Origin of the sequence: Neoroseomonas oryzicola (assembly GCF_012163135.1) — a bacterium.
GTDB classification, from domain to species: Bacteria; Pseudomonadota; Alphaproteobacteria; order Acetobacterales; family Acetobacteraceae; genus Neoroseomonas; species Neoroseomonas oryzicola.
The window spans coordinates 853,781-866,423 of sequence record NZ_JAAVUP010000002.1 but is presented as its reverse complement, the minus strand read 5'-3'; the positions used below and the strand labels follow the sequence as shown (position 1 = coordinate 866,423).

Genomic DNA, 12,643 nt, shown 5'->3' with positions numbered 1-12,643 from the left:
CCCCTCCCCTCAATCCAGGACGAAGCCGGGATTGCCGGCGAGCCCGCGGGAGGCCGGCGCCGGCGCGGTGCGCGCGGCCTGCGGCCGCCCGGTCTGGCGCATCAGCAGGATGCGCTCGACATCGTTGGGCGGCACGAAGCCGTCGGTCGGCGCGGCGACGGCGCGCGGATTCTCCGCCGGCCGGACCAGGTATGGCGTGATGATGATGACGAGCTCCGTCTCGTTGCGCTGGTAGCGGTCGGAGCGGAACAGGGCGCCGAGCACCGGGATCTCCCCCGCGAAGGGCAACGCGCGTCCCGTGTTGCGCGAGGCATCCTGCAGCAGCCCGGCGATCGCGAAGGCCTGGCCGGAGCCGAGTTCCACCGTCGTCTCTGCCCGCCGCACCGTCAGCGACGGCACGGTGATGGTGTTGTTGTTGCCCGACAGCAGCCGCACCGCGCCCGCATCGGACAGCTCGCTGACCTCCGAGCGGATGCGGAAGGAGATGCGCCCGTCCGAGAGCACCGTCGGCACGAAGGCGAGCCCCACGCCGAACTGCTTGAACTCGATGGTGACCTGGTTCTCGCGCTGGCTGACCGGGATCGGGAATTCCCCACCCGCGAGGAAGGACGCCGTCTCGCCCGAGGTCGCCGTCAGGTTCGGCTCGGCGAGGATCGTCACCAGCCGGTCCTGGGCCAGCGCATCGATCACCGCGTTGATGTCGCGCAGCTCCGCATTGCCGGTGCGGAAGCCGAGGCCGATGCGGTCCGACGGCGCGGTGCGGTCGAAGGCGAAGTTCAGCGTCTCCAGCGCCGCGCTGGTGGGCGACCCGATCAGCGTCCCGATGCGCCCGATGGTCCCGAGCGCCTGCCAGTTCACGCCCAGTTGGCGCGTGACCTCGCGCGAGACTTCCGCCACGCGCACGCGCAGGTTCACCTGCGTCACGCCGGTGACGGAGATGCGGTTGTCGATCGGCACGCGATCGTTCTCGAGCCGCGAGCGGATCAGCGTCTGCGCGCGTTCGGCATCCACCGGTGCGCTGACCTGGCCGGTGACGACGATGCCACCCGGCCCGGCTTCGACCCGCAGGCTCCGGTTCCGCGGAAAGGCACGGCGCAGCGCGGATTGAACGTCCGACATCAGGAAGGCGGAGGGCCGCACCGTCACTTCCCACTGCACCAGCGGCGCGCCCGACGCATCCATCGCGGCGAGCGTGGTACGCCCCGGCGCGACGCCGAAGACGAAGACGCTGGTGGGGCTCGCCGGGCGCATTTCCGCGATGCGCGGATCGGCCGCGAAAAGGCTCGCCGCCGGGGCCGAGAGCACCAGCACGCGGCCCGTCCCGGCCTCGAGCGACATGCGCTCGACGCGCAGGCCAGGCGGCGACTGGACCACGGGCAGGGAGGCGGTTGGGTCGGCAGCCGGCGCCTGCGCCCAGGCCGCCCCCGGCAGCAGCACGGCCAACGCCGCGAGCAGGGTCGCGCGCGCCCTCATCGGAACTGGATCTCCTCGACCCGGCCGGGGCCGCCGAAGACGCGGATGCGCGCCCCGCTGGCCGTGGCGGCGGCCGGCGCGCCGACCGGCGTGAAGGCGCCGCTGACATCCCCGCCCCAGACCGGCCGTTGATCGAGTCGCTCCTCGGCCGGCGATCCTGCGGCGCGCAGCGCGAGCGACAGCCGCCCGAGCCGGGTCGCCACCGCGACGCGCGTTGCCTGCTCCGGCGTCACCTCGATGGTCACGGTGCGGTTCGCCTCGCGCAGCGTGTCGCCGATCGCGCCGGGCTGCATGCCCTGCACCAGGTGGCGGTCCACGGCGATGACGCGCGCGGCGGTCAGCACCGCTTCCCCCGCGACGCGGCGGGCGGGGGCGATGTCGTTCTCGTCGAAGGCCTGGGTCAGGATCACGTCGACGCGGTCGCCGGGCCAGATCAGGCCGGCCGTGCCGGTCACCGCATCGACGCCGACGGTCACCGCGCGCATCCCCGGCGCCAGCACGGCGGCCAGGAAGCCGTTCTCCCCCGGCCGCAGCAGGCCGTCGAGGCGCAGCGGCTCGGCCGCCGAGAGCGTCCGGCGGACCATCGCGCCGGTGATGTCGATGCGCGCATCGGGGGTGTCACGCAGCGCACCGGCGGGAATGTCCTCGACCGGCATGTCACGCGCGGAGAGATCCTCGGGCTTCAGCAGCGTGCCGGCCTGCACCGACCGGGCGGCGACCAGGATGCTCGCCCGCGCGGGCGGCGCCGCCGCGACCGCGGCCGGCGGGGCAGGCGGCGGCGCGAGCGCGACGACCGCCAGCAGCCCGAGGCCGCCCAGGCCCACCACCACGACGAGGACGAGCAGGACGCGCACCGCTCTAGGCCTGCGGAAGCCGCCGCGTGGCGCGGCGTTCGGATCGGTGCGGAGGACGGGACGGGACCATCGCCGGGATCATCGCGGGGCCCACGTGAAGGAAGGGTTTAGCCGACCGCGGGCAGCGGGCGGCGGCGCCGGACCGCCGCCCGCGCGCGCCTCACGCCGGCGCCGCGAAGTTCGCCGCGATGCCGTTCAGCATCGAGTTCAGGTTGCCGCCGAGCAGCGTCAGCCCGCCGATGATGGCCACCGCGATGAAGGCCGCGATCAGCCCGTATTCCATCGCCGTCACGCCACGCTTGTCCGCCAGCACCGCAACCAGGCGCGCCGAAAGCTTCTTCGTCATTTCCAGGGGGACTCCGAGACCACGCGCATGCGCGGCGCGCGGTGGGGGTGGAGGCCAGGCATCCTGCCAGCCGCAGAGCGATCCTTCCCCGGCGTCCCGCGGCGCTCCCGGCTGCCGCGCCCTCCGGTTCGGGCCCTCGCAACCATTTGAAGAGACGCGGCTTAAGGAAGAATGAAGCCGCGCGACGTCACGGCAAGGCGGCGAGGCGTTCCGTCAGCAGCGCGAAGAACCCGTCGGCATCCAGCGTCTCGAGCAGCCGCGCATTCGGCGCCTGCCCGCTGCGGTCCCAGCGGTCGACCACCGTCCGCCCGCGCGCGACGCCCGCGCATTCGACATGCACATGCACCTCGCGCGTCGTGAACAGGTGCGGCGCCAGCAGCCAGGCGACGGCGCAGGGGTCGTGCAGCGGATGCCCGCGATGGCCGAAGCGGCGCGACGGCGGCACGCCGCCCATGATGCGCGCCGCGGCGTCCAGGCAGCGCCCGCCGCCCGCCGCGCGCAGCGCCGCGATGCGGTCCGGCGTCACCAGCGCCTGGCCGGTCAGTTCCAGCGTCGCGAGCGTCACCGGCCGCCCGCTGTCGAGCAGCATCGCGAGTGATTCCGGGTCCGACCAGGCGTTGAACTCGGCCGACGGCGTGATGTTGCCCTCCGCCCAGGCGCCGGTCATCAGCACGATTTCCTCGACCTTCGCCGCCAGCGCGGGTTCGGTCGCGAGCGCGAGCGCAAGATTCGTCGCCGGCCCGATGCCGATGAGCGTCACGCGCGCCTCCGCGCGCAGCAGCGCACGGATCGCATCCGCGGCGATGCCCGGCGCCGCGGGCGGCCCCTCCGGCAGCGCGACGCCGGCCAAGCCATCCGCGCCATGCACCTGCGTCTCCGACCGGAAGGCGCCGAGCAGCGGCCCCTCCGCCCCCGCGACCACCGGCACGTCGCGCCCGGTCAGCCCGACGATGGCGCGCGCGTTGCGCAGGGTGTGGCCCAGCCCAACATTGCCGCCCGCCACCGTCACCAGCCGCAGGTCGAGCGCCGGCGCGGCGAGCGCGAGCCACAGCGCGACGGCGTCGTCGGTCCCCGGGTCGGTGTCGATCAGGCAGACGCGGCGGGTCATCCGAGTTCCTGTTCCACCAGGGCGCACCAGAACGCCGCGCCATGCGGCAGGGCGGCGTCGTTGAAGTCGAAATGCGGGTTGTGGTGGAAGCCCTCGGGATGCGCCGGATCGCCGGTGCCGAGCCAGACATAGGCGCCGGGGCGGACGGCGAGGAACTCGGAGAAATCCTCCCCGGGCGTCAGCGGCGGGTGGTCGTCCATGGTGCGCGCGCCACCCACCGCGGCGCGTGCGGCCTTGACCGCTACGGCAGCCTGTTCGGCGCGGTTGATGGTGGGGGAGATGCGGCGGATGTAGCGCGGCTCGGCCTCGACGCGGCAGGTCGCGGCGACGCCGCGCGCGACGGCGGCCATGCGGGCCTCGAGGTGTGAGCGCACCTCCTCGGAGAAGGCGCGCGCGGTGCCGCAGAGGAAGACCTCGGCCGGGATCACGTTCGGCGCGTTGCGCGCGCCGGCGGCCATGTGGCCAACCGACAGCACCGCGGCCTGCAGCGGGTCGATCTCACGCGCGACGATCATCGGCAGGGCGGCGATGAACTGCGCGGCGGCCAGCGGCGCATCGGTGCCGAGATGCGGCCGCGCGCCATGCACGCCGGCGCCGCGGAAGGTCACCTCCCAGGTGTCCGAACTCGCCAGCACCGCCCCCTTCGGCACCGCCACCGTGCCGACCGGCAGGCCCGGCAGGTTGTGCATGCCGTACACCGCATCGGCGGGGAAACGTTCGAACAGCCCATCCTTCACCATGCGCCGCGCGCCGCCGAGGGATTCCTCGGCCGGCTGGAAGACGAAATGCACGGTGCCGCCGAAGCGGTCGCGATTCGAGGCGAGCCAGCGTGCCGCGCCCAGCAGCATCGCGGTGTGCCCGTCATGCCCGCAGGCATGCATCTTCCCCGGCACGGTGCTGGCATAGGCGGCGCCTGTCGCCTCGGGCATCGCCAGCGCGTCCATGTCGGCGCGCAGCGCGACGGCGCGGTTGCCGCCCGGCCCCCGCGTGCCGGTCAGGGTGCCGACCACGCCGGTCTCCCCGATGCCTTCCTCGACCGCGATGCCCCAGTCCTTCAGCAGGGCCGCGACGATGCCGGCGGTGCGCCGTTCCTCGAAGCCGAGTTCGGGATGGCGGTGGAAGTCGCGGCGCCATGCGGTCATGTCGGCCGCGAGCGAGGCGAGGTCCTCGGGGGTGGGCATCTGGGCGCTCCGTTGCTGCGCTGCGGCGAATTTGCCACCTTGGCGGCGTTTCCACCACGGGCCGCACCATGGAGTTCTGGCAGTCCTTCGATGCGCCCGGCGGCGCCGAGGGTCCCTTCACCGATCGCTATCCCGCGCCGATGCCGGACGGGTCCCGGCTGACCCTGCCGCTGCGAGACTATGGCGAGGTCGCGGTCGCCGGCTTCATCGCCAACCAGGCGGCGATCGCGGTGGCGAAGCGGATCGGCGGCTGGATGGCGGATGCCGCGCGCGACCTCGGCGCCGAGGTCGTCGTCGGGATGCCGACGCTCGGCCAGGTCTTCGCGCCGCTGGTGGCCGAGGGCCTCGGTCATACGAACTGGGTCGCGCCCGGATGGTCGCGCAAGCGCTGGTATGAGGAAGGGCTGTCCGTGCCCGCCTCGTCCTCCACGGCGCCAGGGGAGCGGCGGCTCTGGCTCGATCCGCGCGTGATGCACCGGCTGGGCGGGCGGCGCGTGCTGCTGGTGGACGACGTGATCTCGACCGGGTCCTCGGCGCTGGCCGGCGTCGCGCTGCTGGAACGCGCGGGTGCGCGGCCGGCCGCGCTGCTGGTCGCCATGGCGCAGGGCGACCGCTGGCGCGACGCCTGGCCGGCCGACGTCGCGGTGCGCGCAGCCTTTGCGACGCCGCTCTTTGCGCGAGTGCCGGGCGGCTGGATGCCGCGGCCGGAGACCGCGTCCCTCGACCTCTGCCCGCTGTTCCCCAGGAGGGACGCCGCATGAAGCGCCTGCTGCTCGCCGCCTTCACCGCCCTCGCGCTGCCCGCCGCGGCGCAGGACCGCCCCGAACTGCGCATCGCCGTGGAGGCCGGGCCGACCAGCCTCGACCCGCATTATGCCAGCCTGATCACCAACATCGCCTTCGCGCGGCATGTGTTCCAGCCGCTGGCGGAACAGGACGACCGGCAGGTGCTGCGGCCGGCCATCGCGCGGTCCTGGCGCGTGGTGGACGACACCACCTGGGAACTGGAGCTCGATCCCAACGCCCGCTTCTCCGACGGGCGGCCGGTGACGGTCGAGGACATCGCCTTCACCATCGCCCGCGCGGGCGACGTGCCGAACAGCCCGTCCTCCTTCCGCTACGCCACGCGGCCCGTCGCGGCGGTGGAATCGGTCGGCCCGCACACGGTCCGGCTGCGCACCAACGGGCCCTTTCCGCTGCTGCTGAACCAGCTCGCCCTGGTGATGATCGTGCCGAAGCGGGAGGGCGTGACGACGGCCGCCTTCAACGACGGCTCGGCGATGATCGGCAGCGGGCCCTATCGCCTGGTGTCCTGGCAGCCGGGCCAGCCGGTGCGCTATGCGCGCAACGACGCCTTCGCCGGCCCGCCGCCCACCTTCGCGACCGTCGAGTTCCGCCCCATCGCCAATGCCGGCGCTCGCGTCGCGGCGCTGCAGGCCGGCGACGTGGACCTGATCGAGATCGTCCCACCCGACCAGTTCACCCGCTTCAAGGCCGATGCCCGCTTCGCCACGGCGGAAAGCCCGTCGAACCGGCTGATCTTCCTCACGCTGGATTCGGGGCGCGAGGACAGCCCGCATGTCCGCGCGCCCGAAGGCGCGCCGCTGCGCAACCCGCTGCGCGACGCCCGCGTGCGCCGGGCGCTGTCCATCGCCATCAACCGCGACGCCCTGGTCAGCCGTGTCCTGCAGGGCCAGGCGGTGGCGGCGGGCGACCTCGGGCCGCAGGGCTATTTCGGCACCTCGCCGGACCTGGCGCCGCCGCGCTTCGACCTCGAGGGCGCGCAGCGGCTCCTGGCGGAGGCCGGCTTCCCGCGGGGCTTCGCCGTGCAGGTGAACGGCCCCAACGACCGCTACGTGAACGACGAGCAGGTCGTCCAGGCCATCGCCCAGATGTGGACCCGCGCCGGCCTGCAGGCGACCGTCGAGGTCAAGCCGCGCGGCGTCTGGCTGACCGAGGCGGCGCAGCTGCGCTATTCCGTGAACCTCGCCGGCTTCTCGCCCAACCCGGAGGTGCTCGGCATGCTCGAGACCCAGGTGCATTCCTGGGACACGACGCTCGGCCTCGGCACGGCGAATCGCGGGCGGTTCAGCAATGCCGGGATCGACGCGATCATCCAGCGCGCGCGGACGACGATGGACAATGCCGAGCGCGAGCGCCTGACGCAGGACGCCACGCGCCGGGCCATCCGCGACGAGACGGCGCTGATCCCGCTCTATTTCCAGGTGAACACCTGGGCGATGCGCCGCGGCGTGACCTATCAGGCGCGGACGGACGAGATGACGCTGGCCTTCTCCGCCCGCCGCGTGGATTAGCCGCCGCCAGAGGCGCGCCCGTCAACGTCGTGCCGCAGGCGCGCCGGTCAACGACGCGCGACGGGGACCGCGACCTCGTTCCGCCGCAGCGCGGGCACGGTCCAGGGTGGGTCGTAGAACCAGGCCTGCACCGGCCCCGCCGGCACCCAGGCCGAGGCCTCGAGCGCCGTGGTCAGCGCGGCCGCGTTCTGCGCCACGGCCTCCGAGCGCGGCAGGCCGGAGAAGCGCAGCACCGCCACGATCTCCTCCGGAACGACCGCAAGGGTCACGCGCGGGTCGTCGGGCACCGGCAAAGTCTCGAGCGTATGGCGCGCGGGCATGAAGAAGCGGATGCGCCAGCCGCCCGCATCGCCGGATTGCGCGACCGGGGCGGTCATGGCGATGCGCTCGCCCGGGGCTTGGGCGACGGGGGCGGTCATGGCGATCCGGTCGCGCCGTGCATTGCCGCCGAAGATATATCCGGCCAGGCGGCGGAAGCCCTCGTTCCGCGCGGCGTCCTCCGCGCCCGGCACCTCGGTCTCGGCGGCGATGCGCGGGGCGTAGCGGCGGATCTCGACGGCACCGATCCGCTCGACCGTCTCGAAGCGCGGTTCCTCGGTGCCGCTGCGGATGCCCAACGTCGAACAGGCCCCTAGCAGCAGGGAGGACAGGATCGCGGGCAGGCGGGCGGCCATGCGGCGGAACTCCGGGGCATGGCCGGGATATGGTGGCCCGCCCCCCTTTGCGAAGGCCGGGCGGCGTGCGCTACTTCGTCTCCGGAACGCGAGGGACGGGAAAGAATATGCCGGACGACGGCGCCGCCACGGACAGGATCATCTACTCGGCGCCGATCGGCGACGAGGTGAAGACCACCACCTGCTACATGTGCGCCTGCCGCTGCGGCATCCGCGTGCACCTCAAGGACGGCCGCGTCCGCTACATCGAGGGCAATCCGGACCATCCGGTGAACAAGGGCGTGCTCTGCGGCAAGGGCAGCGCCGGGATCATGACGCAGTATTCCCCGGCGCGGCTCCAGGCGCCGCTGAAGCGCGTCGGGCCGCGCGGATCGGGCGAGTTCGCCGAGATCTCCTGGGACGAGGCGATGGATATCGCCACCGGCTGGCTGAAGCATGTGCGGGAGACGGATCCGAAGAAGCTCGCCTTCTTCACCGGCCGCGACCAGTCTCAGTCGCTCACCGGCTTCTGGGCCGCGCAGTTCGGCACGCCGAACTTCGCCGCGCATGGCGGCTTCTGCTCGGTGAACATGGCGGCCGGCGGGCTCTACACCATCGGCGGGTCCTTCTGGGAATTCGGCGAGCCCGACTGGGAGCACGCGAAGTACCTGATGATCTTCGGCGTCGCCGAGGACCATGATTCCAACCCGATCAAGACCGGGCTCGCGGCGCTGAAGAAGCGGGGCTCGAAGGTCGTCTCCGTGAACCCGGTCCGCACCGGCTATTCCGCCGTGGCCGATGAATGGGTCGGCATCCGCCCGGGCACGGACGGGCTGTTCGTGATGGCGCTGATCCACGAATTGCTGCGCACCGACCGCGTCGATGGCGAGTTCCTGGTCCGCTACACCAACGCGCCCTGGCTCGTGGTGCGCAATCCGGGCGGGGCGGATGACGGGCTCTTCGCGCGCGACGCCGACGGCAAGCCGCTCGCCTGGGACCGCGCCCGCGGCGCGATCGCGGCCGAAACGGCGGACCTGTCGCCCGTGCTGGTCGGCGAGTTCTCCCTGCCCGACGGCCGCAAGGCGCAGCCGGTCTTCCACCTCATGGCGGAACGCTACCTCGGCGCGGAATATGCGCCCGAGGCGGTGGCCGAGCGGTGCGGCATCGGCGCCGACCGCATCCGGCGCCTCGCGGCGGAAGTGGCCGACATCGCCTTCAACCAGCCGCTGACCCTCGACATCCCCTGGACCGATGTCTGGGGCCGCAAGCACGACACGATGGTCGGCCGGCCGGTCGCCTTCCACGCGATGCGCGGCATCAGCGCGCATTCCAACGGCTTCCACACCTGCCGCGCGCTGCACATCCTGCAGATGCTGCTCGGCGCGGTCGATACGCCCGGTTCCTGGCGCTACAAGTCGCCCTTCCCGCGGCCCATCCCGCCGGGGCCCGGCCCCGCCGGCAAGGGGGCGAAGCCCAACACGCCGCTCGCGGGCAATATCCTGTCCTTCACCCATGGGCCGGACGACCTGCTCGTGGAGGATGACGGCACGCCGCTGCGGATCGACCATTCCTTCTCCTGGGAAGCGCCGCTCGGCCTGCACGGGATGATGCACACCGTCATCGGCAATGCCGAGAAGGGTGATCCCTACAAGATCGACACGCTCTTCATGTTCATGGCGAACATGGCCTGGAACAGCGCCATGAACCCGATGGAGAGCATCCGCTGCCTGACGGCGCAGGACAAGAACGGCGACTACGTCATCCCGCACGTCATCTACTCCGACGCCTATTTCAGCGAGACGGTCCCCTACGCCGACCTGATCCTGCCGGACACGACGTATCTGGAACGCTGGGACGCGATCAGCATCCTCGACCGTCCGATCGGGTCCTCGCACGGGCCGGGCGATGCCATCCGCCAGCCGGTGATCAAGCCCGACCGCGACGTGCGGCCCTTCCAGGAAGTGCTGATCGAGCTCGGCGCGCGGCTCGGCCTGCCCGCCTTCGTGAAGGAGGACGGGTCGCCGAAGTTCAAGGATTATCCGGACTACCTGACGAACCACCAGCGCATGCCGGGCGTGGGCCCGCTCGCCGGCTGGCGCGGGGAGGACGGGTCGAAGAAGGGCGTCGGCGAGCCGAACAAGGACCAGCTGCAGCGCTACATCGAGAATGGCTGCTTCTGGCGCCACCACCTCGCGCCGGAAGAATCCTACTTCAAGCACGCCAACGCGACGTATCTCGCCAATTCCAAGGCGATGGGCATGCAGGGCCAGTCCAACCAGATCGTGCTGCAGATCTGGTCGGAGCCGCTGCAGAAGTTCCGCCTCGCCGCGCAGGGCCACGGTGCGAAGCAGCCGCCGGAGCACCTGCGCGAGCGCGTGCGCACCTATTGCGACCCGCTGCCCTTCTGGTACGCGCCGCTCGAGCAGCAGCAGCACGACACCGATCCCTTCCCGCTGTCCGCCGTCACGCAGCGGCCGATGGCGATGTACCATTCCTGGGGATCGATGAACGCCTGGCTGCGGCAGATCCACGGGTCGAACAAGCTGTACATGTCGCGCGAGCGTGCGACGGCCGAGGGCCTCGCCCAGGACGACTGGGTGTGGGTGGAAAGCCGCGCCGGCCGCGTGAAGGCGCAGCTGTCGCTGATGGAAGGCGTGAACCGCGACACGGTCTGGACCTGGAACGCGATCGGCAAGCGCGCCGGGGCCTGGATGTTGTCGCCGGATGCGGCCGAGGCGCAGCGCGGCTTCCTGCTGAACCACGTGATCAGCGAATGGCTGCCGGCGCAGACCGGCCCGCGGCTCGCGAATGCCGACCCCATCACCGGCCAGGCCGCCTGGTACGATCTGCGGGTGAAGGTGACGAAGTGCGCGCCTGGCGAGGAAGGCGTCACCGATCCCTTCCCCACCATGCTCGATCCGCCGCCCGACATGCCGGATCCGCCCGACATCCTGCGCTATGATTCCAGTGCGCGCTCCTCGCGCGACGCTGCCGGGGAGAAGCAGCCGTGACGTCCCTGCCCGAGAGCAAGCCGGGGGCCAAGAAGCTCGGCCTCGTCATCGACCTCGACACCTGCGTCGGCTGCCAGGCCTGCGCGACCAACTGCAAGGAATGGAACACCAGCGGCCACATGGCCCCGCTGCCCGACCGGCATCCCTATTCTGCCGGCCAGGAAGGCGTCTGGTTCAACCGCGTCCATTCTTACGAGGCCGGAGATGGCGAGGACGGCCGCACCGTCCACTTCCCCCGCTCCTGCCTGCATTGCGAGACGCCGGCCTGCGTCACCGTCTGCCCCACCGGCGCGTCCTACAAGCGCGCCGAGGACGGCATCGTGCTGGTCAACACCGACATGTGCATCGGCTGCCAGCTCTGCGCCTGGGCCTGCCCCTATGGCGCGCGCGAATTCGACGACGACCAGGGCGTGATGAAGAAGTGCACGCTCTGCGTCGACCGCATCTACAACGAGCACATCCCGGAAGAGCGCCGCGTCCCCGCCTGCGTTTCCACCTGCCCGGCCAATGCGCGGCATTTCGGCGACCTCGGCGATCCGGACAGCGCAGTGTCGAAGCTGGTGGCCGAGCGCGGCGGCATCGAGCTGATGCCCGAGCTCGGTTACAAGCCCGTCAACCGCTACCTGCCGCCGCGCCGCGCGCCCAAGGCCGATGCCGGCCCGCCGAAGGACGCCGGCCCCCTGCCCTCGCAGATCACGAACCCGCTGCTGCGCTGGGTCGACAAGGTGCTGTCCCGATGAATCCCGCGCCGTCCATCGTCTTTTTCACCGTGGCGTCCGGCGCTGGCTACGGGCTGCTGTTCTGGACCGGGCTGCTGCGCCCGCTCGGCTGGGTGCCCGCCAGCCCCGGCTTCGGCGCGGCGGCCGTCGGCCTCGCACTCGTGCTGATCATGTTCGGGCTCTTGTCGTCGATGGCGCATCTCGGCCGGCCAGAGCGCGCCTGGCGGGCGCTGAGCCAGTGGCGGTCCTCCTGGCTGTCGCGCGAGGGCGTCGCGGCGGTCGTGACCTTCGGGCCGGCGGGGCTGCTGTTCCTCTCGGTCATCGGCGACCACACGGCGCTCGCCACGGCGATGGGGCTGCTCTCGGCCCTTGGCGCGGCGATCACCGTCTATTGCACCGGCATGATCTACGCCTCGCTGCCGACCATCCGGCAGTGGCACCACCCGCTGGTCACGCCGGGCTACCTGCTGTTCGCCGCCTTCTCCGGCGCGGCGCTGCTCGCGATGCTGGCGGGCTTCTGGGGCCAGGCGGCGGCGCCGGCGGCGATCGCGGCGGTGCTCGGCGCGGCGGCCTTCCTGCTGAAGCGGGTCTATTGGGCGAGCGTCGACGGCGCCCGGCCTGTCTCGACGATGGAAACGGCAACCGGCCTCGGGGCCATCGGCAAGGTGCGCGTGCTCGACCCGCCGCACACCGAGACGAACTACCTGCTGCGCGAGATGGCCTTCCGCATCGCCCGCGTCCATGCGGCCCGGCTGCGCACCATCGCGAGCCTCGCGGGCTTCGCCGCACCGGCGGTGCTGCTGGCGCTCGCCCTGGTGACCGGCGGCGTGGTGGCGGGGATCTGCGCCTTCGCCGCCGCGGCGCTCGCCATGGTCGGGCTGATGGCCGAACGCTGGCTGATGTTCGCCGAGGCGACCCACACCGTCGCGCTCTACTACGGGGCCGATACGCGGGGCTGATCCGCCGCGCTTGCTCCCGCCGGCC

Annotated in this window: 11 protein-coding genes; 5 read left to right on the top strand and 6 right to left on the bottom strand. The window is 72.2% G+C overall.

The features are described from left to right. Positions 1-9 precede the first annotated feature (9 nt). The 5 genes from GWK15_RS10685 to GWK15_RS10665 form a co-directional block, all read right to left on the bottom strand. Entirely contained in the window at positions 10-1,473 is a 1,464-nt protein-coding gene (locus GWK15_RS10685; protein WP_168041260.1) for a type II and III secretion system protein family protein, read from the bottom strand. Beyond that, complete coding sequence (gene cpaB / locus GWK15_RS10680; RefSeq protein ID WP_168041259.1) at positions 1,470-2,327, bottom strand: Flp pilus assembly protein CpaB; 858 nt, start codon at positions 2,325-2,327, stop codon at positions 1,470-1,472. Before cpaB ends, GWK15_RS10685 begins: the two co-directional genes overlap by 4 nt. A gap of 160 nt (positions 2,328-2,487) precedes the next feature. Further along, positions 2,488-2,673 (bottom strand): Flp family type IVb pilin, encoded by a 186-nt coding sequence (locus tag GWK15_RS10675; protein WP_168041258.1) that lies wholly within the window; start codon positions 2,671-2,673, stop codon positions 2,488-2,490. A 187-nt stretch (positions 2,674-2,860) separates the two neighbouring features. Then, a complete protein-coding gene (locus GWK15_RS10670; RefSeq protein WP_168041257.1) occupies positions 2,861-3,781 on the bottom strand; it encodes a nucleoside hydrolase in 921 nt (306 codons plus the stop codon). After that, positions 3,778-4,962, bottom strand: coding sequence for an amidohydrolase (locus tag GWK15_RS10665; RefSeq protein WP_245211519.1), 1,185 nt, complete (start codon positions 4,960-4,962; stop codon positions 3,778-3,780). Before GWK15_RS10665 ends, GWK15_RS10670 begins: the two co-directional genes overlap by 4 nt. 68 nt (positions 4,963-5,030) lie before the next feature. Here GWK15_RS10665 and GWK15_RS10660 point away from each other — a divergent pair, with 68 nt between their 5' ends. Together GWK15_RS10660 and GWK15_RS10655 are read left to right on the top strand one after the other, a co-directional pair. After that, the gene (locus tag GWK15_RS10660; RefSeq protein WP_168041256.1) at positions 5,031-5,723 is read left to right on the top strand and encodes a phosphoribosyltransferase; all 693 of its coding nucleotides are present in this window, start codon (positions 5,031-5,033) and stop codon (positions 5,721-5,723) included. Then, entirely contained in the window at positions 5,720-7,276 is a 1,557-nt protein-coding gene (locus GWK15_RS10655) for an ABC transporter substrate-binding protein (protein ID WP_168041255.1), read from the top strand. The genes GWK15_RS10660 and GWK15_RS10655 overlap by 4 nt, the downstream gene beginning before the upstream one ends. Positions 7,277-7,323: 47 nt before the next feature. On the opposite strand, the gene GWK15_RS10650 is transcribed toward GWK15_RS10655, so the two are convergent. After that, complete coding sequence (locus tag GWK15_RS10650; RefSeq protein ID WP_168041254.1) at positions 7,324-7,950, bottom strand: SOUL family heme-binding protein; 627 nt, start codon at positions 7,948-7,950, stop codon at positions 7,324-7,326. Positions 7,951-8,057: 107 nt separating this feature from the next. Here GWK15_RS10650 and GWK15_RS10645 point away from each other — a divergent pair, with 107 nt between their 5' ends. From GWK15_RS10645 to GWK15_RS10635, 3 genes are read left to right on the top strand one after another with little or no spacing between them, the layout of a single operon-like run. Beyond that, positions 8,058-10,940, top strand: coding sequence for a molybdopterin oxidoreductase family protein (locus GWK15_RS10645; protein ID WP_168041253.1), 2,883 nt, complete (start codon positions 8,058-8,060; stop codon positions 10,938-10,940). Continuing rightward, positions 10,937-11,680, top strand: coding sequence for a 4Fe-4S dicluster domain-containing protein (locus tag GWK15_RS10640; RefSeq protein ID WP_168041252.1), 744 nt, complete (start codon positions 10,937-10,939; stop codon positions 11,678-11,680). The genes GWK15_RS10645 and GWK15_RS10640 overlap by 4 nt, the downstream gene beginning before the upstream one ends. Further along, positions 11,677-12,618: a dimethyl sulfoxide reductase anchor subunit family protein gene (locus GWK15_RS10635; RefSeq protein ID WP_168041251.1), complete on the top strand. Its 942-nt coding sequence runs from the start codon at positions 11,677-11,679 to the stop codon at positions 12,616-12,618. Before GWK15_RS10640 ends, GWK15_RS10635 begins: the two co-directional genes overlap by 4 nt. The last annotated feature ends 25 nt before the right edge of the window (positions 12,619-12,643 follow it).

Excerpts from the sequence above, each read along its gene's own strand:
- GWK15_RS10635 (WP_168041251.1), top strand. The coding sequence starts at position 11,677 with ATGAATCCCGCGCCGTCCATCGTCTTTTTCACCGTGGCGTCCGGCGCT.
- GWK15_RS10675 (WP_168041258.1), bottom strand. The coding sequence starts at position 2,673 with ATGACGAAGAAGCTTTCGGCGCGCCTGGTTGCGGTGCTGGCGGACAAG.
- GWK15_RS10645 (WP_168041253.1), top strand. The coding sequence starts at position 8,058 with ATGCCGGACGACGGCGCCGCCACGGACAGGATCATCTACTCGGCGCCG.
- GWK15_RS10660 (WP_168041256.1), top strand. The coding sequence starts at position 5,031 with ATGGAGTTCTGGCAGTCCTTCGATGCGCCCGGCGGCGCCGAGGGTCCC.
- GWK15_RS10650 (WP_168041254.1), bottom strand. The coding sequence starts at position 7,950 with ATGGCCGCCCGCCTGCCCGCGATCCTGTCCTCCCTGCTGCTAGGGGCC.
- GWK15_RS10685 (WP_168041260.1), bottom strand. The coding sequence starts at position 1,473 with ATGAGGGCGCGCGCGACCCTGCTCGCGGCGTTGGCCGTGCTGCTGCCG.
- GWK15_RS10665 (WP_245211519.1), bottom strand. The coding sequence starts at position 4,962 with ATGCCCACCCCCGAGGACCTCGCCTCGCTCGCGGCCGACATGACCGCA.
- GWK15_RS10655 (WP_168041255.1), top strand. The coding sequence starts at position 5,720 with ATGAAGCGCCTGCTGCTCGCCGCCTTCACCGCCCTCGCGCTGCCCGCC.
- GWK15_RS10670 (WP_168041257.1), bottom strand. The coding sequence starts at position 3,781 with ATGACCCGCCGCGTCTGCCTGATCGACACCGACCCGGGGACCGACGAC.